Raw genomic sequence first — 22,794 nt, 5'->3', positions numbered from 1 at the left:
GGCTAGTCCTCGTCCCCTTGGAGGTCCGCGGCGCTATTGTCGGATACTCTTGTTTTTTGGGCATCTGGAGATTGGGGTTTTTGTGCAGCCGCCTCTTCTGGGATGACCTCTTCGGGCGGGCTGATTTGTTCCTGCGGAGCCTGGATACCGATGTGGTAGGCGGCGAAGCCAGGTTGCACCACCTGATCCAGCGCCATGCCGAGAATACGGCCGTTGTGCTGCGAGCGAATTTCTGTGCGCACATTGGTGATGGGATTGGTCACTGTGCCCAGTAGATCTCCCTTGCGCACAAACTCTCCCAACTGAACCTCACTAAAAATAATGCCGCCAGTGGAAGCCCGCTGCCAGGTGGAGTTGTAGTACACGGGCTCGGGATCACCCCATAGGCGGAACTTGCTCACCATACCCAGTTGGTTAAGCAGGGTGCGAATCCCTTTCACACTGTGGCTAACGGAGCGCTCGTCCAGCACCATCGGCGCGCCAGCCTCCAGAGTTACAGTGGGGATACCCGCATCCACCGCGGCGCGACGCAGGGTGCCTTTGGCCCCGGCGCTGTGGAGTACCACAGTGGAGCCGAAACCTTTGGTCATTTTCACGATTCTGGGGTTGGTGAGGTCGCCGCGTAACTGCGGCAGGTTGGTGCGGTAAAAAGAGCCTGTGTGCAGGTCTACCACTGCATTGCAGCGGCTGATGACTTCGTGGAAAAAGGAGTTGGCAATCCGTGAGGCAGAAGAGCCATTAGGGTCTCCGGGGAAGTGCCTGTTCAGGTCGCGGCGGTCGGTGAGGTAGCGTGAGCTGCGGTGGAAGCCCTGCAGATTAACGATAGGCACGCCGATTACCGCGCCACTTAACTGTTCAGCATCGAGGTCGTACATGACCCTGCGCACCGTTTCTACGCCGTTTAATTCATCTCCATGGACCGCTGCGGTCAGGCAGAGTACCGGTCCCGGTTTGGCACCGTTGACAACCAGGACGGCGGTGGGGCTGTAGACACCCTCAAAGTGTTGACTGGGAGACCAGGCCAGGCGGGTGGAGGTTGCCGGGGTTACCTCGGCACCGAGCAAGCGCAGGGGCTTGGCCTTTTCTACTTCCATAGAAGTATTTCCGGTAGGGGATGATTCTGGCTGAGTGGGTGTATCTACTGTGGGCCTGGTTTGCGGCTCTTTATTTGAAGGCGGTGCTTCCAGTTCATTGATGGGTTGGTCTAACTGCAGATTTTCCGCCTGGGGCAGTGATTTCTGAGGGGGGGCTTCCCCATTGGCCTGCGTATCAATAATTGGTTCCGCGGCGCCACTGGGTGGGCCCAGCTCGGTAATCACCGGCTGGTCCAATTGCAAGTTTTCCGCCTTTGAGATGACGCCTTCCTGCTCTTTTTCCTGTGCCTTCACGCTGGGTTTTTCTTGTTCGCCGGTGGTGGCACTCACTGCCCAGGTCTGGGCTGAGGCCAAAATCAGGGCAAGGCTCAACAGGCGCCGGGGCCCGTTGGGAAAAAGGCGCGGGATCATTGGGTAACTCCGGTTAACTGCTTGTGCGGGCGGTGCCGGTTATTGTTGTTGCCCGGCACGCTTGGGGACTTGGAGCGCCAGTATAGTCAAAGCGTTCCCTGGGAATGTGAACCAACCTGTATTCCCCAGGTTTTGGCAATGGCTTTGCGGCTGGTTCGTCGCAGTCGAAGCGCTAATAGGATTGAGGCGGTGCCCAGGCCGATACAGACACCAGTCCAGTAGCCATAAACGCCCCAGAAGTTTTCACCCAGCCAATAGGCGCTGGAGAGCCCTACCAGCCAGTAAGAGAACAGCTGTATATACATGGGAACGCGGGTGTCTTTGTAACCTCGCAGTGCTCCCCAGGCCATGGCTTGAGCGGCGTCTACCAATTGGTAGGCGGCACAGAGCAGTAGTAGGTTGGTTGCCACTGCAATAATTTCCGCATTGTTGGTATAAGCCTGTACAAACAGGTGGCGAAAGGTGATCAGTAGTACACCTGTTCCGAGGGCATACACGACGCCACTACCAATCCCCACTTTACCGGCAAACAGTGCCCGCTTGGGGCGCTTCTGGCCGAGTAAGTGTGCCGTACGGATGCTCAGGGCCTGGGCTAGCGCCAGGGCTACCAGGTAAAAAATCGAGCCGATACTCATGCCGATTTGATGCGCTGCCACTATGGCTGCACCATAGGGTGCGAGCAGAATCGTCAAGCTGGCAAAAAATGTGACCTCACTGGCAGCGCCGACACATACCGGCAGTCCTACAGCCAAAAGATGCTTCAAAATGGGCCAGTTGGGCCTGGGCGGTATCAATTTTAGCTTGAGTTGGTGGTATACCGGATCTGTGGCGGCGTGCCAAAACAGGGCGATAGCAATCAGAGTACTTACCGCTGCGGTTGCCCAGCCGCAGCCGGCACCGCCCATAGCAGGTATAGGGCCGGCGCCAAATACAAAGAGAATATCCAGGGGGATATTAAGCAGGGCGGCGGCCAGATATATACGCATGACTGGGCGCACCTGTCCCATACCCTCACAATAGCCGCGCAGGGCGGTTCCGAGGGCAAAGGGTAGGGTGCCTACCGTGAGTGCCAGGATATAACCTTGTAAAACCTGTCGAACAGGCTCCTCGGTTTTGATCCACTGGCTCCACACAGGCACGGCGAGTAGGGCAAGTAGCACTAATATGCCGCCGATCAAGCCAATCCAGAGAGCTTGGTGTAACTGGGCTGCACAACCTTCCTCATCGCGACTTCCGCGCAAGTGGGCAACAACCGGGGATACTGCAGCGAGCAGGCCGATCAGGGTGACTGCGCATACAGCCCAAATACTTGAGCCCAGCGCCAAGCCGGCCAGGTCTACCTCCCCGGCGTTACCGGCGACAATGGTATCCACAACGCCCATGCTCACCACTGCCAAGTTACTGACTACTAAGGGGCCCCCCAGTGTGGTGAGGTGGGAGAGTTCGGTGGAGATGGCGCGTCGGTAAATCTTGAGCAAGGGAAAAACCAAGTTTATTAAGGCAGAGCCTGTCGATGATTTTGGTATATCAGCCAAGTTCAGCCGGGGCTGGGCAGAAAATGTTATTGAGGCAGTCGGTTGTGCCAAATGATCTTTAAAGCAGAGCGGGGGAGCTGGATGGGAGCTGACAGCAAGAATTTCCCGTCGCCATAAAGGCGGAATATTCTACGGCTAAATCAAGTTTTCTCCCAGCGGCTACAGAGGAATTTCCTGCAATAATCTGGCGACTTTGTGCGGTGTGAGAAAGATACAACCGTGGCTGACGGCAACTTCTCGGTAGTGCCAGCCGGGAATCTTTTGCGCGCGTTCACCGCTTACATTGGCTGGGGGGTAGTAGGGCTTGGTGCAGCGAATAAAAGTGCAGGCCGGTCCTTGCTCGGGTGGGAGTCTCATTTGGATGGGATCCAAATAAGTTTTCACGGGGTGAGGGGTCATATGCCGGCGCAGCCAATTTTGAACATCCTGACTCTTAATCCCCATTTGTGCTGGATCCATCGGTAAAAAACAGCGGGTGCCGTGAATTTCTTTTGCCTCTGCCAGGCGTTGTGCGAGGATATCTTGCGGTAGTTGTTCGGCAAAAGCGTGATCGGGATTGGGAATGGCACCATCCAGGTAAACGAGATGGCGAATGCGCTCGGGAAGTGCGTCAGCGGTGCCGGCGGCCGCCATGCCCCCAAAGCTGTGCCCCACTAAAATCACCCGGTTTAATTCCTCAAATTCGATTACGTTCACCAGGTCTTGGATAAAAGTATCCATACCTATTGTGGGTGAAAGTAAATGACGTCTCTCTCCCAGGCCTGTCTGGGTGGGGGTGAATACCCGGTGTCCGTTGGCAGTCAGCAGCCTGGCTACGGGGCCCCAGCACCATCCCCCGAGAAATAGGCCATGAACCAGTACGTAGGTATTCACTATGCATTTACTCCATTCCGCGATTCGGAAGAACAAGCTTAGTTGGAGGCAGTGTAAGAGATGCCTGGGCCGCTCGACTAAAGTGAACACATATACTGAAAAGAGAGTGAAAAGGATGGTTCTGTTATGAATACCCTGGGTCGTTGGTATGGCTGCTTTGTGCATTGGGTGCAGAAAATCGACTGGCTCGGGCCTCTGGCACTGCGGATTTATTTGGCGCCGATTTTTATTTTGGCGGGCCTCAATAAAATGGGGGATATCAATAGTGTGGCCGCTTGGTTTGGTAACCCCGACTGGGGTCTTGGCCTGCCGGCACCACTGTTTATGGCTTGGGCAGCGGCATTGACGGAGTTTTTTGGCGGTATTGCCATCCTACTGGGGTTTGCCACTAGGTTGGTGGCGATCCCCTTAATGTTTGTGATGGCAGTGGCGGCGTTTACCGCACACTGGGAGAATGGGTGGTCAGCCCTGCCTGATAAAACTCTGGTTGCTCCTTGGGAGTGGCGCGAGGACCTGATTGATGAAGCCATCACTCGCAAAGAGAAGGCTATAGAACTCCTAAAAGAGCACGGCAACTATGAGTGGTTATCCGAGAAGGGTAGTTTTACTGTTCTGAAGAACGGCATAGAGTTTTCTGCGACCTACTTCATTATGCTGTTGGCACTGTTATGTAGTGGGGCGGGGCGCTTCTTTAGTATTGATTATTGGCTGTGCCGCCACTGTAGTGGGCGAGAATCCACCTAGAGTGGTGGTATACTCGCCGATTATTTGAACATTTGAGCGAGTATTTCACTTGATAGGAAAGTTGTTCCGCCGTTCCTCCTCCTCTGAGGAGAAGACTCCCCACCAGGGAGACGAGCACTCCCAGCAGCGTAAAAGTGGCCAGAATCCCTCTAAAAAGCCTCGTGGAGGCCAAAAAGCCGAGGGGAAATCTGGCCAGAGCGAGGGAGGTTCGCGCCGGAGCGGCGGCAAAAGTTCCCAGAGGGGACGTCAGCGTTCTCGCTCTCCTAAGCCGGAGGCCCCGGCAACGCCCTGGTCCTTGGGTGATTTCAAGGTTCCAGAGCAAGAGGGTAAGGTCCGCTTCCATGACCTGGGCCTGCCGCCGGAGTTAATGCGCGGTATTCACGACCTGGGTTTCCAGTACTGCTCGCCAATCCAGGGCCATTCTCTACCTCACACCCTGAATGGCCACGACCTGGTGGGCAAGGCCCAGACAGGCACTGGCAAGACCGCAGCTTTCCTAATTACCGTTATTGATGATCTGTTGCGTCATCCCTTTGATGGTGAGCGTTACGCCGGTGAAGCCCGCGCCCTGATCATCGCTCCCACTCGCGAGTTGGTAATGCAGATCGCCGATGATGCCAAGGCGTTGTGCAAATACACCGACTTGGAAATCCATACCCTGGTGGGGGGGATGGATTACGATAAGCAACAGCGCAATCTGAATGAGCGATTAGTGGATATTCTAGTGGCGACACCGGGGCGCCTATTGGATTTTGTCGGCAACCGCGATTGCTTCCTGGATCAAGTGGAAGTGCTGGTGATCGACGAGGCCGACCGCATGCTGGATATGGGCTTTATTCCCCAGGTTCGTAGGATTGTACGCCAGACACCTCGCAAGACTCATCGCCAAACCATGTTTTTCTCTGCCACCTTCACCCCCGAAGTTGATGACTTAGTGGAGCAATGGACCGAAGAGCCGGTAGTGGTAGAAATCGAACCTGAACGAGTGGCCACCGATTCCGTCGAGCAGCATGTCTATCTGGCCGCTAGTGAGGAGAAGTACGCACTCCTCTACAATATTTTACAGCGAGATGAGGTGGACAGTCTGATTGTTTTCGCCAACCGCCGTGACCAGTGTCGCCGCTTGCATGAACACCTGCTCGCCCACGGCATTTCCGCCGGTCTACTCTCCGGCGAAGTGGCACAGAACAAGCGTGTACGCACTCTCGACGACTTCAAGTCGGGTAAAACCAAGGTGTTGGTAGCCACGGATGTGGCCGGGCGCGGTATTCATATCGACGGCATTAGTCATGTGGTGAACTTCACGCTTCCCGAAGAGCCTGAGGATTACGTTCATCGCATCGGCCGCACCGGTCGTGCTGGCAAGACTGGAACATCGATCAGCTTTGCCTGTGAGGATGATGCTATGCGTCTGGAGCCGATCGAGCAGTTACTGGGGCAGAAGCTCAAATGTGAAGTCCCACCGGAAGAGCTACTACAGGAACCCCCGAGAGTCGAAGTGCGTCGCAGTGGTGGTGATAGGGACCATCGTGGAGGGCACGGTAACCGTCGCGGTGGTGGCCGGGGGCGTTCTCGTCATTGACTCCATCTAAGCTAATAGGCCGCTAAAGGCCTATTGGCGTTTCTAGTAATTGGAAACATACCTTATCTACTTAATAAGTAATGAGTGCATCAGTTTTTGCCTTTTTCCCTCTTCTGACCTCCCTTTTCTCTCCTTGAACTACACTGGTATAGATTTTTCCTGTTGTTGGGATTTTCACTCCGTGGGCTGCCCCATTTGTTCAGGTGTTTGATACAGCCTTGAATTCGGATGTTTTTTTACCTATGTAAAATCAAAAAGTATTCGAATGCGAACTCTCTTCCTACATATCGGTTTTCATAAAACTGGCTCTAGTGCACTGCAGCTTGCTCTAAAACAATCCACCAAATTATTAAGTTCAAAAGGTATAGAGTTTCTTTCCTTGGGGAAAAAGGGGAGTTCCTCTCGTACTGTCGATTTCCAGAAAAAAAATGGTCGAATGTCCTATCGTCTGAACCGGCGGCTTAGTGACTTACTGGCATCAAGTCGCGGTGATAATGTCGTTGTGTCTGCGGAGCACCTGTGTTTTCTGCATACTTTTGAAGATATTGATAGTCTCTACAAGGAGTGTCGAAGATTTTTCGACCGCTGCCAAGTCGTTGTTTATTTGCGACGGCAGGATTTACAGGCATTCTCATTTAAAAGACAGGCTGCACGGGCGGCAGCACCTGATGTCAGTCCCTCCAGCTTGTTATTTGGGCATTGCGAAGGTGCTTTCCCATATCTCAATACTGACTTAATGATGTATTTTGACTATTTTTCAAAGTTAAAAATATGGGCTGCAGTTTTTGGGGAAACTGCCCTGAATGTGCGGGATTTCTCTGCTGAGTTCTTGCGTGAAGGCGATGTGGTTAGTGATTTTTGCTCATTGCTTGGAGTGAATTTTTGCATCCCATCTGTTCGTGTGAATGAGGGAGTCGGTCGAAAGGAATTTCTGTTAACTAATAAGCTAATAGAGCTTGGCGTTTCTAAGTCGGAGATAAAAAAAATCAAGCCGATGATGAGGTTGGAAGTTTCGGAGCCTTTCCCTGCAAAAGTTGAGGCAGAGCGCTTCTTTAGACGATTTGAGTGCTGTAATAAATCGCTTAACAGTCATTTCCTGAAACATTCTTCGGGTTTGGCATTTAGTGATGATTTTTCTGGATATCCCGAAGAGGGAAATGACTATTTAACCCTGCAGGATTTATCCTCTTGGTTACCGCAGATTCTATCTGTCGGTGTGAGGCATCCCCAACAGTTGCGCGATGCTCTGTTAAGAGAATCTCTGCAAAGCCTGATGGGAGAGTACCTCGAAAACCCATTGTTATTACGTGAGCTTGAAGGAATTATGAGATGCTTGTCCCCCGTAATTAAGGATAAGCCAGTTGATGTGCCGCGGTTGTGGTCTCTTCGCAGCTGATTTCTACTAAAAGTGCTTTCTTGTACCAGCTGGTTTTCTATTTGCGAGTCAACTGTTTGTAGTGAGTGAGTACTTGGTTGGCAACTTTCTCCCAGCTGAATTTCTCTTGTACCACGGCAAGTGCGGCATTCCCCATGCGATTACTCAAATTTCGGTCATTCATTAGTTGCTTAATGGCTCCTTGTAGATCCTCCACAGAGCCAGGCCTTGTCAAAATGCCTGTAATGCCATCGTTGACAATATAAGGCGTGCCGCCAACATTTGAGGCTATCAGGGGGAGTCCCGAGGCCATTGCCTCCAGGCCGGCGATACTCATTCCCTCCATAAAAGAAGGTAGCGAAGAGGCGTTTGCGGCGCGGTAAATGTTTGACATCTCCTTGTTGCTGACATTACCGAGAAAGTGTGCGTGTCCTGAGCTTATTTTATCTTTTAGTAACTCTTTAATTTCTGCTGACTCTTTACCTTCACCAGCAACAACCAGATACAGTTGAGGGTCATCAATCGCTGCAACTGCCGCAGCCAAAAAACGCACACCTTTTACCCGTTCGAGTCGGCAGCCGATAGCAATAACATAAGCACTTTCTGGAATCGATAATTGTTCTCTGAGGGAGGATTCTCCCGGATGAAATACAGAAGTATCTACACCATTACAGGTAAAGCTTATCGGTTTTTGGTAACCCGTTTCTCTAGTGTTGGCAATAAGGGTTTCACTGACAGCAAGTATGCTAGAAGTAATATCCAATTGTTTGCGCATCTTCTTGAGCGCTTTCTTCCCTTTTTGTGCTCTTTTGACAAATGAGGAGGTGTGATTGGTGAAAATAACGGGAACATCTAGCCCCTTGCAGGCATTTAAAGGACGCATGCCGTGCACATGCACAATGTCAACTTTACGTTCACGTACTTGTTGGCGAATTTTTCTGCGTAATAGCCAGTCGTAGAGTAGGTGACTGTCTGGCAACTTCAGGCGCTCAACAGTTACATCGTCAAAACAGTCAGTTTCGGGAGTGTTCTCATAAGGCTTTCTGGTCAGTACGTGTACTGAGTGATTAAGCTTGGCAAGCGCTCTAGAGAGTTCGAGCACATGAGTCTGAACCCCACCGATGGAGGGTGGGAATTCATTGGTAATCATTAGGATATTCATTAACGCTTGTACTAATAATTAGGTGGGTGAGTAACTGCCTAGCCAGTGTGATGCATTTTTAGTGAGAAGCAGACTCATTCTGCCACTCACTGGAGTTAAAGAAACATTCATCTAGAGATCAAGAGACAGACAATTACCTTGTTCCTATCTAGGCCGGGTATTGGTGAGAGTTTGTGCCAGGATCTCCCTCCCTGCGCAGTCGCTCTACCCAGAGTGCGGTACCCCCTGCCACTGCCGCAGGCATTACGAAGATATTCAAAATAGGCACCATCTTGGCCAGCATTACGCTTCCACCAAAGGCGAGGCTGGTTAGTTTGCGCCTGCGTAGTACGCTCTTTAGTTCGTCAAAAGGACGCTGGTGGTTATCGAGAGGGTAGTCAACATATTGTATTGCCATACACCAGGCACCCCAAACTGCAGCTAATACGGCAGGGATAATTATGGTCCAGCTGGTTACTGTGGATATCAGAAAAATGATCACTCCCCAGAAAATAAAATAACCTAACTTGCGCAGTTCCCGTCCCAGTGTGCGCCATACCATCTGTATCATTGGTTCAGCAGGAGGTGCTTTACCGGTGAGAAGTTCCTCAACTTTCTCGGCCAGGAGGCCATTAAAAGGGGCCGCAATAATATTGGTGATTATCCCAAACAAATAGCCATAGGCGAGGAAAAATAAAAACAACACCAGAATTGCAATGATCCAGGCGAGCCAACGAAAAACGCTGGCGGTCCAGGCGGCACCTTTGGCCATCACGGCTTCCCACCAGGACATATTGGTAGTGTCCACTGGGGTGTGTGACAGCAGGCTGCTGATAAACTCACTGAGACCACCGAGTTGGGTAATCATGATGCCGCTGATCACGATAAATAACACTAGGTTGATCAGCAAGGGGACCAGGATAAAGGGGCGTAGTTCACGCTTGGTTAATAGGCGGGCGCCGCGCATTAGCGCGTCAATACCATGGACTGGATTTGAAGTCATAAAGTTACCTCTCGCAGGTGCGCGGCGGCCAATCAGTGTTTAGCACCGGCGGCTTTTAGTATTTCTATGTACTCGCTGCTCTGGCGGTGTTCACTAATACGGGTTAATAAGGTTTTTCCATCCGGATCCATACTATTGAGGTCGTGACCTTCGGCGAGAAATAGTTGTACAAAAGTGGCAAAACTCTCCGCTTTCATACTGCGGTAGGCGCGCTCAAGCAAATGGAAATCCCGGTTGGTATTTTTTGGTGCTTCCCCCACCAGGAAGCCGGCAATTCGCTCCTCGTCAAATACTTCACCGAGGACTTTTTGTTTGTCTTTTTTTAGGCTCAAAATCTTTTCCTTAGTTCTGTGAAAGAAGCCAGGTAGATTGAACCTGGCCGCAGGTTAAAAAGGTTTAAAGGAGAGCGTCGAGCTTATCCTTGAGGATCTTGTTGATCATCTGTGGATTCGCCTGACCCTTCGAGGCTTTCATGATTTGGCCGACAAAATAGCCCATCATCTTGGGCCGCTTGGATTCGTCGGCTTTGCAGTAGTTATCTACTTGTGCGCTGCTGGCAGCAATAACTGTCTCTACCATCTCTTCAATGGCACCGGTATCAGATACCTGCTTGAGACCACGCTTTTCGATAACTTCATCCGCACTAGCCTCTCCCTGTGCCATAGCTTCAAAAACCTGTTTGGCAATCTTGCTGGAGATGGTGTTGTCTTTGATACGCATGATTAAGCCGGCGAGTTGCTGGGCGCTAACTGGGGAATTCTGTATAGAGATTTCCTGACGGTTCAGCAGTGCGGCTAACTCACCGGTAATCCAGTTAGCGGTGAGTTTTGGTTCTCCGCAGGATTTGCATACTGTTTCAAAGTAGTCGGCGCTGGCGCGCTCCTGAGTGAGTTGGTCAGCGTCGTAGGCAGATAAGCCGTACTCTGACTGGAAGCGCTCGGCTTTGGTATCGGGCAGCTCAGGAAGTAGTTCACGCAGTTGCTCGACATAGTTATCGGTGAGCACTACAGGTAGTAGGTCTGGGCAGGGAAAATAGCGATAGTCATTGGCAACTTCTTTACTGCGCATGGAGCGGGTTTCATTTTTATCCGCGTCGTACAGTCGGGTTTCCTGCACTATGCTGCCACCATCTTCGAGAATATCGATCTGACGCTCGGCTTCAACTTTGATAGCTCGCTCAACAAAGCGGAAGGAGTTGATGTTTTTAAGCTCGGTGCGAGTGCCCAGCTTTTCCTCTCCCTTTAATCGCACGGAGACGTTGGCATCACAGCGGAGAGAGCCTTGAGACATATCTCCATCGGAGATGCCCAAATAGGTGACGATACTGTGGATTTTTTTCAGGTAGGCAACCGCTTCGGCGGCGCTGCGCATATCGGGTTCTGAGACAATTTCTATCAGAGGTGTGCCCGCGCGGTTTAAATCGATACCAGACATGCCGTGGAAGTCTTCATGCAAGGATTTGCCCGCATCTTCTTCTAGATGGGCGTGGTGCAAGCGTACTTTTTTACTACTGCCATCCTCTAGATGAATTTCAACTTCGCCAGCCCCAACGATAGGTTGTTCCAACTGGGTTGTCTGGTAGCCTTTGGGGAGATCTGGGTAAAAATAGTTTTTACGCTCAAAAACAGAGCGTTTACCAATGTCCGCATTCATCGCCAGGCCAAACATAACCGCGTAGCGAAAGGCTTCCTCATTGGGGACAGGCAGGGTGCCGGGCATGGCCAAGTCTACGGCGCAGGCCTGGCTATTCGGTGCCGCACCGAAACGGGTACTAGCACCAGAAAAAAGTTTGGATTGGGTGGATAACTGCACGTGAATTTCCAGCCCGATAACGATTTCCCATTCCACAGTCGATCTCCTTATACGGCGCTGGCTTGGTGCCAGTCGGTAACCCCTTGGTATTGATGCGCAACATTGAGCATGCGGGATTCGTCCAGATAGTTACCGGTAATCTGAAGCCCTACAGGCAAATTGTTTACCAATCCACAGGGGATAGACATGCCTGGTAGGCCCGCCAAATTGGTCGCGATGGTATAGATATCTTCCAGGTACATGGCTACCGGATCAGCCCCCTTGGCTCCCAACTCAAACGCTGGGGAGGGTGTGGTGGGCCCCATAATTACGTCGACTTTTTCAAAGGCCTGTACAAAATCCTGCTTGATCAGTCGGCGCACCTGCTGGGCCTTATTGTAATAAGCATCGTAATAGCCAGCGGATAGCGCGTAGGAGCCAACCAGAATGCGGCGCTGGACTTCTTCGCCAAATCCCTCACCGCGGGAGCGCATATATAAATCTCGCAAATCTTTGGGGTTTTCACAGCGATGGCCATAGCGCACCCCGTCGAAGCGGGATAGGTTGGCGGAGGCCTCGGCTGGGGCTATGACGTAGTAAGCGGGAATAGCCAACTCAGTATGTGGCAGACTGATATCCACCAGCTCGGCCCCGAGTTTTTCAAACTCCTTAAGGGCATCTTGTACGCGGGCGGCTGTTTCAGCATTCAAGCCTTCCCCAAAGTATTCTTTAGGGACTCCGATTTTGAGGCCGGCGATAGAGTCGCTCAGTCCCGCGGTGAAGTCTTCATGCGGACGGTTCAGGCTGGTGGAATCTTTTGGGTCGTGGCTGACCATAGCAGACAACAGATAAGCGGCATCCTCAGCATTGCGCGCAATAGGGCCTGCCTGATCCAAGCTGGAAGCATAGGCGACAATACCCCAGCGGGATACACGGCCGTATGTAGGTTTAAGGCCGGTGGTATTGGTCAACGCGGCGGGTTGTCGAATGGAGCCGCCGGTATCTGTGGCCGTGGCTCCAGGTACTAGCAGCGCCGCTACTGCTGCAGCGGAACCTCCGGATGAGCCGCCCGGTACACAACGGGTATTCCAGGGGTTTTTTACTGGGCCGTAATAGCTGCTTTCGTTGGAGGAGCCCATGGCGAACTCATCCATATTGGTTTTGCCCAGAGTTACGGTGCCGGCGCCGTTGAGGTTTTCCACTATGGTGGCATCGTAAGGCGGAATAAAATTGTCCAACATCTTTGAAGCACAACTGGTGCGTATGCCATTGGTGCAGATGATGTCTTTATGAGCAACTGGCACTCCGCACAGGGTGGGTGCTTCGCCTTTGGCAATACGTTGATCGGCGGCTTCGGCCTGCGATATGGCGAGTTCTTCGGTTACGGTAATAAAGCTGTTATAGCTGCTGTCTAGTTGTTGAATTCGTGCAAGTAGATGGCGAGTTAACTCCATACTGGAGAATGCCTTGCTCTGCAGGCCGCGGATCATCTCGGCGATAGTAAGCTGGTGCATGTTATTCCCTTAAAGGCTTTGGGCGGGCTCAGGGCGAAATCGAATAATTGGGTGCTTGCCTGGGGGCCTGTTCAGTCGATGACTTTGGGGACTAGATAAAGCCCTTCTTCAGATTGGGGGGCCAAGTTCAGGAAACTCTGGTGCTGGTCAGTTTCTGTTACTTTGTCGGCTCGCAGGGTCTGCACTTCATCAAGTGGGTGCGCCATGGGTGCGACCCCATCGGTGTTGACGGCCTGTAACTGGTCCACCAGTTGAAGAATATCGCCGAGGCGGCCGCTGACTTCCTCAATGGTTTCTTCGGATATGGCGATGCGAGCGAGTTCCGCCAGCTTCTCTACGGTTTGCGTATCCACAGCCATGGCAATAGAGCTCCTCCGGCTTCAGTTGCGAATCTGGGTTGCTCCGTATAAGGACGGGGCAGGGCCGGCAAATTTAGCACAATAGGCCGCTATTCTCACCGGCTCAGCTGTAGGGGGAAATCTGCAATCGATTAGCCTGGCTTCAGCCTTGCCCTGAACCGGTGCCGTTGTTAGAGTTTGCCCAATCCTGCCGGGCGCTCAGAGACTCCGGTGTATTGCGTAAATTCCGATTCGAAATGCGGCTCGGAACTCAGAATTATTTGCGCGGACTAACTAGGATTTGTATCCATAAAATAAGCCGCGCCCGCAGTGCCCGATCTGGGGGCTGACAATTAGTACAAGGTAATCGAATTCCATGTTTAAACGTTTGCGGGGCATGTTCTCCAGTGACCTCTCCATTGACCTGGGAACCGCCAATACGCTGATTTACGTTCGCGATCGCGGCGTAGTACTCGACGAGCCCTCTGTCGTCGCAATCCGTCACTACAATGGCCAGAAAATCGTTGAGGCAGTTGGAGTGGAAGCCAAACGTATGCTCGGCCGCACCCCCGGTAATATCACAGCGATTCGCCCACTGAAGGACGGGGTGATTGCCGATTTCCAAGTGACTGAAAAAATGTTGCAGCACTTTATCAAGAAAGTGCATGAAAACAGCTGGATGCGCCCAAGTCCCCGTGTGCTGGTATGCGTACCCTGTCAGTCCACCGAGGTGGAGCGTCGTGCGATTCGTGAATCTGCTCTGGGTGCCGGCGCCCGCGAAGTATCTCTGATTGAAGAGCCGATGGCGGCGGCGATTGGTGCTGGCCTGAACGTGGAGGAGGCCAGCGGCTCCATGGTGGTGGATATCGGTGGTGGTACGACTGAAATTGCCATTATCTCCCTCAATGGCGTGGTCTACTCCGACTCTGTGCGTATCGGTGGCGACCGCTTTGATGAAGCCATCGTCAACTATGTACGCCGCAACTACGGCAGCGTAATCGGTGATGCCACTGCTGAGCGTATTAAAGAAGAAATAGGCTGTGCGTACGCGGGCAGTGAAGTTCGTGAGATCGATGTACGCGGCCGCAACTTGGCGGAAGGGGTGCCCCGTAGTTTTACCCTGAATTCCGATGAAATTCTTGAGGCCTTACAAGAGCCGCTAACTGGTATTGTACAAGCGGTGAAAAGTGCCCTTGAGCAATCTCCCCCCGAGCTGGCTTCGGATATCGCTGAGCGCGGCATGGTATTAACCGGCGGTGGAGCCTTGCTGCGGGACCTGGATCGCCTGCTGATGGAAGAGTCAGGTCTGCCAGTGATCGTTGCTGATGACCCCCTTACCTGTGTTGCCCGCGGTGGCGGTAAGGCCCTGGATATGTTGGATCGCAGCCGTTTGTATCTGATGTCCAACTGAGTGGATTGAAGCTGGCGGGTTTTCCTAACAATTAGTGAGGTAGCCCTGCCGGCAGTTAGTTTCACGTTTCAGTGACATCCGATATATTGTGAGATCAATAATCATTGACCTGTACAAAGGTGGCTGCCCTTGAAACCGCTTTTTACCCGCGGCCCCTCCCCTGAGTTCCGCCTTCTATTATTGGTGCCGCTAGCAATCGCCTTGATTGTTGCAGACCACTACACCAATTGGTTCCAGTCTACTCGCGAGCGTCTTTCTGGTGTTACAGCGCCTCTTTACTGGATCACTGGTGCTCCAGAGCGTGTTGGCGATTGGGCTGGAGAGCAGTTTCGCTCTCGCGAGGAGCTGCTTGAAGAAAATGACCGTCTCAAGCGTCAAGTATTGCTGTTGGAGCAGCGCAGCCAATTATTGGCTGCGGTCAAGGCGGAAAATACGCGTTTGAAGGAGCTGATGAATTCGGCAGAAATGGTTGATGACCGGGTGCTAGTGGCCCAGGTTATCGGTGTCTCACCGGACCCCCTTGAGCATGTGCTGTTGATCGATAAAGGGCGCGATCATGGTATTGATGTGGGCACACCGGTGATGGATGCGAGTGGTTTGCTCGGGCAGGTGATTGAGGCTGGGGATGCGTTCAGCCGGATTCTCCTGATCACTGATTCCAGCCACGCAATTCCTGTCCAAGTGTTACGCAACAGTATGCGTGCCGTCGTTGAGGGCACCGGTGACCTCTATCGCCTTAAGCTCAGGCATCTTGCGAATACCAGCGATATCCGCGAAGGTGATCTGCTACTCAGTTCCGGTCTCGGTGGACGTTTTCCCGCAGGCTACCCAGTGGGCGAGGTTATGTCGATCTCCCGAGATCCGGGCCAACCATTTGCCGAGGCGGAAGTGCTCCCGCGCGGGCGTATGAGTCGCAGCCGCTTTGTTCTGGCGGTAATCGGGAGTGGGGGGCAGGGCCTTGCAAGCGAATAATCGCTGGTTTATCACGCTCACGCTCTTTCTCTCGATGTTACTTGTGGTTATGCCCTTGCCACAGCAGTGGCTGTGGTTCCGCCCCGCGTTTCCGGCCCTATTGGTTATTTTCTGGGTTACTCGTATGCCTCAGGCCTTGGGCGTTGGTTTTGCCTGGCTGGTGGGTATCCTGGAAGATCTGATCAGCGGAGCCAGTCTCGGTACCCATGCATTGGCTCTGGCAGTTTTGGCCTATTTCAGCCTGTTAACCTACCAGCGTACCAGGGCCTTTAATCCAGCTCAGCAGCTTCTATGGGTGTTCGTTTTGGTGGGTATCCACCAGGTTGTGGGTAACTGGGTACATGGTTTGGAGGGAAAAACCGTTCCCGGCCTGACTTTCTTATGGCCGGCACTCACCACGGCCCTGCTATGGCCTTGGGTTGCTCCGCTATTGCATCGCCTCTGCAGTCGGCTGCAGGTTCGTTGAGCGTCTCGTCAGTCTGTAAATCAATGTAAAATTCTGATCATTTTTCGATCAGTATCGCTATAATCAGCCGCTGGCCCACAGGGAATATGTAGTACAGTGACAAATATCACCTCTTCGAACCGTCTTCTTCTTGCTTCGGGGTCGCCACGTCGAGCCGAATTGCTGGAGCAAATAGGCGTTGTGTTTTCCCAATGCCCGCCCTCGGTGCCTGAGCAGAAAGAAGCTTCAGAGACTCCCCAAGAATATATTCAGCGCTTGGCGCAGGAAAAATCTGTGGCTGGGTTATTGGCGACACCAGAACAGGCCGGGCTCTGGGCCCTGGGGGCCGATACAGTCGTACTTTGTGGTGAGCGTCTCCTGGAGAAACCGCGGGATTTTACTGACTTTGAGTCCATGATGTCGGCCCTATCGGGCAGAGAGCATTCTGTGCTGACTGCGATTTGTCTTCGCAGTCAGCACAGGCAATTCAGCTGTCTGGTGGAAACCCGGGTGCGCTTTCGCCAGTTATCAGTCCAGAGTATTCAAGACTACTGGCACACCGGTGAGCCTGCCGATAAAGCTGGAGGATATGGTATTCAGGGAATGGGAGCCGCGTTAGTGGAGTCTATCAGCGGCAGTTATAGCAATGTGGTTGGCCTGCCCTTGGAGGCGTTAGTTCCGATGCTGGAACAGGCCGGGATTTCTTACTGGCAGGAGGCCAAGTCTTGAGTGAAGAATTGCTGATCAATGTTGCCCCAACAGAGACCCGAGTGGCACTGGTAGAAAATGGTGTGCTACAGGAGGTCTACCTGGAGCGCAGTGCGCGTCGGGGCATTGTTGGCAATATCTATAAGGGCAAGGTGATTCGGGTATTGCCGGGGATGCAGGCGGCTTTTGTGGATATTGGCCTGGAGCGCGCCGGGTTTATCCATGCCTCTGATATCGCCCCCCTGGATGATGATGGGATGGAGTCCAGGGATGCTGAAGTTGCTGATATTCGCGCTCTTGTGCGGGAGGGGCAGCCCCTGGTCGTTCAGGTAGTAAAAGATCCTATTAGCAGTAAAGGCGCGAGACTGACCACCCACTTGTCAGTATCTGCCCGCTATCTCGTCTATATGCCGCAAACCCGTCATATCGGGATCTCCAATCGTATCGAGGATGAGGGAGAGCGCGAGCGCTTGCGTAAGCTGGTGGAGGCCGCCTCGTCACGTCTCGCCGAAGATGGCCTTTCCGCTGATGGAGGCTTTATTTTGCGCACCGTGGCTGAGGGTGTTAGCGAGGAGGAGTTACTACGGGATATCCCCTTTCTTTACAAACTTTGGGGGGAGTTGGAGCAGCGCATCAAGGAGCGGGTAGTGCCCTCTGTAATTTACGAGGATTTGCCGCTATTTATGCGTGCCCTACGTGATCTTGCGCGCCCTTATACCGAGAAGATTCGTATAGACTCCCGCGAGGCGCACGGTCGCGCGGCAGAATTTGCAGGCAAGTATGCACCAGAAATAGCTGGACGACTCGAGCACTACCCCGGTGAGCGTCCCCTGTTTGATCTGTATGGGGTTGAGGAGGAAATTCGCCGCGCCCTACAGCATAAGGTGACGCTAAAGTCCGGGGGGTATTTAATTGTCGAGCAAACCGAGGCGATGAGTACTATTGACGTCAATACCGGCGCATTTGTAGGTCACCGTAACCTGGAAGAGACTATCTTCAAGACGAATTTGGAGGCGGCAACGGCAATTGCCCGCCAGCTGCGCCTGCGCAACCTCGGGGGAATCATCATTATCGATTTTATCGATATGAAAGATCCTGAGCACCAACGTCAGGTATTGCGCACCCTGGAGAAGGCCCTCGAGCGGGATCACGCTAAGTCGAGTATTACCGGGGTTTCCGAACTCGGTTTGGTAGAGATGACCCGCAAACGTACGCGGGAATCTCTAGGACAAATCCTGTGCGAGCCCTGCCCTGTGTGTGAGGGGCGCGGCACCTTAAAGAGTGCGGAAACAGTTTGCTTTGAGATCTTCCGGGAAATTATCCGTGAGGCGCGCGCCTACGATAGTGAAAAAATCATGGTTTTGGCCAGTCAGGTGGTAATCGATCTGCTGCTGGATGAAGAGTCGGCGAATGTCGCCGATCTGGAGGAATTTATTCGCAGGCCCATACAGTTCCAAGTAGAGCCCATTTACAACCAGGAGCAGTACGACATTGTTCTTGTGTAAATCATTATTAGCCTCCTCGCAGTTTTTCGATGCTGGTCGTTGCGATGCCTGCGACAGCACCGTGGAAGAGTGGGGGTGATGATGATCTTATTGCGCTGGCTTGCGCGAAAGTTTTGGCTGTTATCGGTAAGCTTGGTGATTGCCCTGGCAATCCTTGTTCAAACCGGGCGCCTGCTATCGCCTCAAGTTGAGGAATATCGCCCGCAGATCAGCCGCTGGCTCAGTGGTCAGCTGGGGGTTCCGGTACAGATGGACCGTATCTCCCTGCGCTGGGAAGCACTGCAAGTCTCATTACAGCTCGACGGCCTGCGCCTTGGGCAGAAGGGCGAGTTGCGTATGGGGCACGGCCTGTTCCAACTGGATTTGCTCGCCAGCCTATGGAATCGTGAGCTGGTGTGGAAAGACCTGCAAATGCACGCCTTTACTGCTGGACTCAGCCGAGATGAGCAGGGCGAGTGGCGTCTGGACGGCTTCCCCGATATCTCCCTAAAGCCTGACGGCAGGGTTGTGTCCAACCCCAAGGCAGCGGACCCGGCACGACTTTTCCAGTTGAGCCCCAAGGTCTGGATCAGCGATGCGGCAATCACTGTCAGGCTGCCTGATGAGCAGGTTGCCGAGCTCAACTTGCCACAAATTTCTCTGGAAAACCGAGGTGATTTTCATCGTCTTACGGCCCGCGCTTTTATCTCCCGCGAAGGCGAAGAGCAGGCTAGTAACACTGAGACTCTCCGCCTGGTGCTCGAGGGGCGTGGTAACCCGCGCAATAAAAAACAATTTTCACTGCGAGGTTATATGCAGCTCAATGAGCTGCTGTTGGACCAGGATATTGTGTCACTACTCCATCAGTTGACCCCGCTACCCGACCGTTTTCATTGGAATGGGCGTAAGTGGGCGGATGGACGCCTGTGGCTGCACAGCGATGCGAGCAGTGGCTATCGGTTGGTCGGACGAGTAGACCTTGCTCAGGTATCAAACTTGGATCAGCCAGAAGAGGCGCCAGAGAAAGGCAGGCAGGGCAAAAGTCAGCGTGAAAGTAGTGATCTGGTACAAAACAGAGATCACACAATGGCGCCCTTACGAGCGCTTTCTGGAGATATTTCCGGTCGCTGGTTGCCTGGTGAACATTGGCGTCTGGCTTTACAGGATACCCAAATCGATTGGCAGGGCTTGCAGATGCCGCCGCTAAACCTGCAGGTTAGTAACGACCTTCAGGGAGTAGCACTGTCCGCAGATGTGATCGATTTAGCGGGATGGAGCGATATTCTCACTCGGCTGGATGTTTTGCAGGGTGCTGCAGGCGAGTGGTTGACGTCCCTGAAGCCTTCTGGCCAGTTGCGACGCGTGCAGCTGCGCAAAGAAGCGCAAGGTGCGGTGAGCCTGAGTGCCAATTTGCACAATATCAGCACGCAGGCATTCCGCGGTGCGCCATCAGTGGCCGGCTTGAGTGGCTACATGGAGTTTGCCGGTAACGATGGCTGGGTGGAATTGGATGGCTCGAACTTGCAAGCCGGATTTCCAAATCTTTACTCCGAGGCATTCTCTTTTGAGCAAGCCAGCGGAACTTTGGCCTGGAGCCTTAGTAAGGATTCGAATGAAATCAATGTCTTCTCTGGCCCTTTGCTATTAGATGGAAATTTGGGCGAAGTTCGCGGGCAGTTTTTGTTGTCCCTGCCTTTCCATCCTCAGAGCCGTCCAACGGATTTACTCCTGTCGCTTTCTCTGCGTGATGCGGATGTTGGCGTTCAAGAGAAGCTGGTGCCGACAAATGTCAGTGAAGACTTGCGCAGTTGGTTGAATGAGGGGCTGGGCAACGGAAATCCTGGTCGAGTTGAGACTGCCGCATTTATTTACCGTGGCAGCAGTTATCGCAATAATGGCAAGGATGAGTCTCTACGTGCGCTGGGGGCTCACAATAAGCGTCAAACAGTACAGTTGGCTGCAGACTTTTCTGGCGCCAATCTTAAGTATGCCGACGAATGGCCTAAGGTTCAGTCTGTTGATGGCCTACTCAGGCTGGATGATGGCAATGTTTCTGTCAGTGCAGACAAGGCCCGTGTTTGGGGAGTGGATGCGAATAAAGTTTTAGTGGAAGTAACCCCACAAAAAGATAAAGGCTCACGTCTGGATGTGACCGCCCAGCTTCAGGGGCCGGCTGCTGATGGTTTGCGCTTGTTGCGCGAATCCCCTTTGCGCAAACAGCTCGGCAATGCTTTTGATGAGTGGTTGTTGTCGGGAGATATTCGCGGGCAGCTGAACCTCACTCAGCCCCTGGGTGGCGCTTCAGTATCACCAGCTCAAAGAGTTGAATTGCAGTTGAGTCGTGGTGATTTACAGCTGCAAAATCTGCGCTTGCATGCTGAGGCTCTGGCTGGTGATGTCATTTTTGACAGCGATACTGGCCTCGAAGGTACTAAGCTGAAAGGTCAGCTCTGGGGGCGGCCAATAAATGCGAGCATACGTCATATAGGTGATGCCGATGCGCGCGATACGCAGGTGGTCGTGGATGGCAGTGCCAGAACTGAGTCGATCTATAGCTGGAGCCAGCGTCCTGAGCTGAGATGGCTTGAAGGTACCATGGGTTACCAGGCACTTATTACTATCCCAGCAAAATCCAAAGAGGCTCCTTATGCTGCAGTTTTCGAGCTGACCTCAAATCTTGCTGGTGTGGCGGTAAATCTTCCGGAGCCCCTGGCTAAGCCCTCTGAAAGTAAAACGAATTTTGTATTGCGAGCTCCCATTGGTGATCAGGGCAGCTTATTTCACCTGAACTACGGTGAGCACCTGCAAGGGCAGTTTTGGCTGGTGAACGGAGCTCTTGAACGAGCGGCTATTGCGCTCAATGCCGAGGCAAAATTACCTGAAGAAAGAGGGGTGAGTATCCTTGGTGACATTTCCAATGTTGATTTACCCCGCTGGGAAAAGCTATTGGGCGTTTACCAAGATGACTCATCGGTTGTCGAAGAGTCATCCTCTCGGCCCGAACAAGCACCATCACTGATTCATAAGGTGCAAGCAAGCAACCTGGATGGCCTGACTGCACTTCCCCAAAGTGGACAGACAACTGACAATGTTTCCAGTCCACTGCCGATTAGTCTCGACCTAAGCACAGATAGCCTGCAATTGGGAACAGTGGCTATTGAGCATATTCATGTCACTGGTGGAGGAGTGGGTTCAAAGTGGCAGTTAGATTTTGATAGTGAAATGGCGGCGGGAAGACTTTCGGGAACGCTCGGTGGGCAAAAACCTCTGCGTTTAAAGTTGGCGCATTTACGCCTTCCTGCTCCTGAAGAAAGGCAGACTATTTCCGGCGCTACATTGGCTGAGCAGCCCTTTGCGGAAGAGTTGTTGGACCCCTGGGCAGATTTTAATTTTCAGACGCTGCCAGCTCTGGATTTCAGCACGGAAAGTCTGCGAGTGGGGGGGGAGGAGCTCGGGCGCTGGTCATTTGAAGTTCGGCCATCCGAAGACCGCCTGGTTCTAAGCGATATTCGCGGTAGTGTCCGTGGGTTTCATCTGCAGGGACGTGGTGGTGGTGAAAAAGCCTTGGGAGCGCAATTGATGTGGATGCGCGATGCGGAGGGCAATAATTCCTCTCAATTTATTGGGCGCCTGGCAGCCGATGATCTCGCTGATATTCAGCGTGAGATGGGGCATGAACCGCTTATTGAAAGTAAGTCTGCGACCTTTGATACAGCCTTGCGCTGGGATGGGTCTCCGGCCATGGCCAAGGGTAGTTTGCTCTCCGGAGATTTGAAAATAGATATTCGTGATGGCCGCTTCCTTCGTTCCACCGGTACTGCTGGCTCAACGGTCTTGCGGTTGTTATCGCTGTTTAATTTCGATACCTGGGCGCGCCGCTTGCGATTGGATTTCTCCGACCTTTATAAGAGTGGTATGGCATTCGACCGGGTGCGTGGAGAGGTCGTGTTCGAAGGGGATGGGCAGTTGTTGATTGCAGTGCCTATTCAGGTTGAGGGGCCAACCAGTGAGCTGCAGATGGCGGGAAGGGTCAATTTATTGCGGGAAGATTTGGATTTGACCCTGGTGGCGACTTTGCCAGTAAGTAACAACCTAGCCCTGGTTGCTGCTCTTGCCGGGGGATTGCCGGCCGCGGCAGGGGTTTATCTCATTAGTAAAGCGTTTAAAAAGCAGGTGAAGAAGATGGCCAGTGTAAGTTATCGCATCAGCGGTGACTGGGCTGACCCCCAAATGCGTTTCGAGAGACTCTTTGATGGAGATGGTGCAGAGCGTCAGGGGGCCGCCTCTGAGGCTGCAGGGAAACAGGCAAAACCGGATCAGGGAATCAGCCGTGCACCAACGCCTCCTTTGGCGGATGAAGCGGGCTCTTAGCC

At 52.9% G+C, this 22,794-nt stretch carries 18 protein-coding genes; 9 read left to right on the top strand and 9 right to left on the bottom strand.

What is annotated here, in order from left to right:
- Positions 1 to 2: 2 nt before the first annotated feature.
- From ACJJJA_RS18175 to ACJJJA_RS18165, 3 genes are all read right to left on the bottom strand, one after another.
- Complete coding sequence (locus ACJJJA_RS18175) at positions 3 to 1,505, bottom strand: succinylglutamate desuccinylase/aspartoacylase family protein (RefSeq protein WP_444886983.1); 1,503 nt, start codon at positions 1,503 to 1,505, stop codon at positions 3 to 5.
- Positions 1,506 to 1,591: 86 nt separating this feature from the next.
- Positions 1,592 to 2,983 (bottom strand): MATE family efflux transporter, encoded by a 1,392-nt coding sequence (locus ACJJJA_RS18170; protein WP_252083023.1) that lies wholly within the window; start codon positions 2,981 to 2,983, stop codon positions 1,592 to 1,594.
- A 216-nt stretch (positions 2,984 to 3,199) separates the two neighbouring features.
- Positions 3,200 to 3,913, bottom strand: a complete 714-nt coding sequence (locus ACJJJA_RS18165) for an alpha/beta fold hydrolase (protein WP_444900045.1) — start codon at positions 3,911 to 3,913, stop codon at positions 3,200 to 3,202.
- Between the two features lie 126 nt (positions 3,914 to 4,039).
- Here ACJJJA_RS18165 and ACJJJA_RS18160 point away from each other — a divergent pair, with 126 nt between their 5' ends.
- From ACJJJA_RS18160 to ACJJJA_RS18150, 3 genes are all read left to right on the top strand, one after another.
- A complete protein-coding gene (locus tag ACJJJA_RS18160) occupies positions 4,040 to 4,657 on the top strand; it encodes an HvfX family Cu-binding RiPP maturation protein (RefSeq protein ID WP_252083021.1) in 618 nt (205 codons plus the stop codon).
- A 49-nt stretch (positions 4,658 to 4,706) separates the two neighbouring features.
- The gene (rhlB, locus tag ACJJJA_RS18155) at positions 4,707 to 6,239 is read left to right on the top strand and encodes an ATP-dependent RNA helicase RhlB (protein ID WP_444902967.1); all 1,533 of its coding nucleotides are present in this window, start codon (positions 4,707 to 4,709) and stop codon (positions 6,237 to 6,239) included.
- Between the two features lie 265 nt (positions 6,240 to 6,504).
- Positions 6,505 to 7,635, top strand: coding sequence for a hypothetical protein (locus ACJJJA_RS18150; protein ID WP_444902966.1), 1,131 nt, complete (start codon positions 6,505 to 6,507; stop codon positions 7,633 to 7,635).
- A gap of 37 nt (positions 7,636 to 7,672) precedes the next feature.
- Here ACJJJA_RS18150 and ACJJJA_RS18145 read toward each other — a convergent pair whose 3' ends face one another.
- From ACJJJA_RS18145 to gatC, 6 genes are all read right to left on the bottom strand, one after another.
- Positions 7,673 to 8,764 (bottom strand): glycosyltransferase family 4 protein, encoded by a 1,092-nt coding sequence (locus ACJJJA_RS18145; protein ID WP_444902965.1) that lies wholly within the window; start codon positions 8,762 to 8,764, stop codon positions 7,673 to 7,675.
- A gap of 160 nt (positions 8,765 to 8,924) precedes the next feature.
- Entirely contained in the window at positions 8,925 to 9,758 is an 834-nt protein-coding gene (cysZ, locus tag ACJJJA_RS18140) for a sulfate transporter CysZ (RefSeq protein WP_252083017.1), read from the bottom strand.
- 32 nt (positions 9,759 to 9,790) lie between these two features.
- Positions 9,791 to 10,090 (bottom strand): PA4642 family protein, encoded by a 300-nt coding sequence (locus ACJJJA_RS18135; protein ID WP_252083016.1) that lies wholly within the window; start codon positions 10,088 to 10,090, stop codon positions 9,791 to 9,793.
- 64 nt (positions 10,091 to 10,154) lie between these two features.
- Entirely contained in the window at positions 10,155 to 11,606 is a 1,452-nt protein-coding gene (gene gatB / locus ACJJJA_RS18130; RefSeq protein WP_444902964.1) for an Asp-tRNA(Asn)/Glu-tRNA(Gln) amidotransferase subunit GatB, read from the bottom strand.
- Between the two features lie 11 nt (positions 11,607 to 11,617).
- Positions 11,618 to 13,063, bottom strand: coding sequence for an Asp-tRNA(Asn)/Glu-tRNA(Gln) amidotransferase subunit GatA (gatA, locus tag ACJJJA_RS18125; RefSeq protein ID WP_444902963.1), 1,446 nt, complete (start codon positions 13,061 to 13,063; stop codon positions 11,618 to 11,620).
- Positions 13,064 to 13,134: 71 nt separating this feature from the next.
- Positions 13,135 to 13,422, bottom strand: a complete 288-nt coding sequence (gatC, locus tag ACJJJA_RS18120) for an Asp-tRNA(Asn)/Glu-tRNA(Gln) amidotransferase subunit GatC (protein ID WP_444884020.1) — start codon at positions 13,420 to 13,422, stop codon at positions 13,135 to 13,137.
- Between the two features lie 355 nt (positions 13,423 to 13,777).
- Here gatC and ACJJJA_RS18115 point away from each other — a divergent pair, with 355 nt between their 5' ends.
- From ACJJJA_RS18115 to ACJJJA_RS18090, 6 genes are all read left to right on the top strand, one after another.
- On the top strand, positions 13,778 to 14,812 hold the full coding sequence (locus tag ACJJJA_RS18115; RefSeq protein ID WP_020412569.1) for a rod shape-determining protein: 1,035 nt from the start codon (positions 13,778 to 13,780) through the stop codon (positions 14,810 to 14,812).
- Between the two features lie 129 nt (positions 14,813 to 14,941).
- Positions 14,942 to 15,784 (top strand): rod shape-determining protein MreC, encoded by an 843-nt coding sequence (mreC, locus tag ACJJJA_RS18110; protein ID WP_444884021.1) that lies wholly within the window; start codon positions 14,942 to 14,944, stop codon positions 15,782 to 15,784.
- On the top strand, positions 15,771 to 16,250 hold the full coding sequence (mreD, locus tag ACJJJA_RS18105) for a rod shape-determining protein MreD (protein ID WP_252083011.1): 480 nt from the start codon (positions 15,771 to 15,773) through the stop codon (positions 16,248 to 16,250). Before mreC ends, mreD begins: the two co-directional genes overlap by 14 nt.
- Positions 16,251 to 16,346: 96 nt before the next feature.
- Positions 16,347 to 16,958, top strand: coding sequence for a Maf family protein (locus ACJJJA_RS18100; RefSeq protein ID WP_444884023.1), 612 nt, complete (start codon positions 16,347 to 16,349; stop codon positions 16,956 to 16,958).
- Entirely contained in the window at positions 16,955 to 18,442 is a 1,488-nt protein-coding gene (gene rng, locus ACJJJA_RS18095) for a ribonuclease G (RefSeq protein ID WP_444886974.1), read from the top strand. The genes ACJJJA_RS18100 and rng overlap by 4 nt, the downstream gene beginning before the upstream one ends.
- A gap of 78 nt (positions 18,443 to 18,520) precedes the next feature.
- On the top strand, positions 18,521 to 22,792 hold the full coding sequence (locus tag ACJJJA_RS18090) for a YhdP family protein (protein WP_444902962.1): 4,272 nt from the start codon (positions 18,521 to 18,523) through the stop codon (positions 22,790 to 22,792).
- The last annotated feature ends 2 nt before the right edge of the window (positions 22,793 to 22,794 follow it).

The organism is Microbulbifer mixtoriginis (SeqCode), from assembly GCF_052466865.1.
The sequence above is the reverse complement of the archived record's forward strand: the minus strand, read 5'-3'. Positions and strand labels throughout refer to the sequence as shown.

Bases quoted from the DNA above. Each gene is read 5' to 3' on its own strand.
- gatC (WP_444884020.1), bottom strand. From the start codon at position 13,422: ATGGCTGTGGATACGCAAACCGTAGAGAAGCTGGCGGAACTCGCTCGC.
- ACJJJA_RS18090 (WP_444902962.1), top strand. From the start codon at position 18,521: ATGATGATCTTATTGCGCTGGCTTGCGCGAAAGTTTTGGCTGTTATCG.
- cysZ (WP_252083017.1), bottom strand. From the start codon at position 9,758: ATGACTTCAAATCCAGTCCATGGTATTGACGCGCTAATGCGCGGCGCC.
- ACJJJA_RS18175 (WP_444886983.1), bottom strand. From the start codon at position 1,505: ATGATCCCGCGCCTTTTTCCCAACGGGCCCCGGCGCCTGTTGAGCCTT.
- ACJJJA_RS18160 (WP_252083021.1), top strand. From the start codon at position 4,040: ATGAATACCCTGGGTCGTTGGTATGGCTGCTTTGTGCATTGGGTGCAG.
- ACJJJA_RS18150 (WP_444902966.1), top strand. From the start codon at position 6,505: ATGCGAACTCTCTTCCTACATATCGGTTTTCATAAAACTGGCTCTAGT.
- ACJJJA_RS18145 (WP_444902965.1), bottom strand. From the start codon at position 8,764: ATGATTACCAATGAATTCCCACCCTCCATCGGTGGGGTTCAGACTCAT.
- ACJJJA_RS18115 (WP_020412569.1), top strand. From the start codon at position 13,778: ATGTTTAAACGTTTGCGGGGCATGTTCTCCAGTGACCTCTCCATTGAC.
- gatA (WP_444902963.1), bottom strand. From the start codon at position 13,063: ATGCACCAGCTTACTATCGCCGAGATGATCCGCGGCCTGCAGAGCAAG.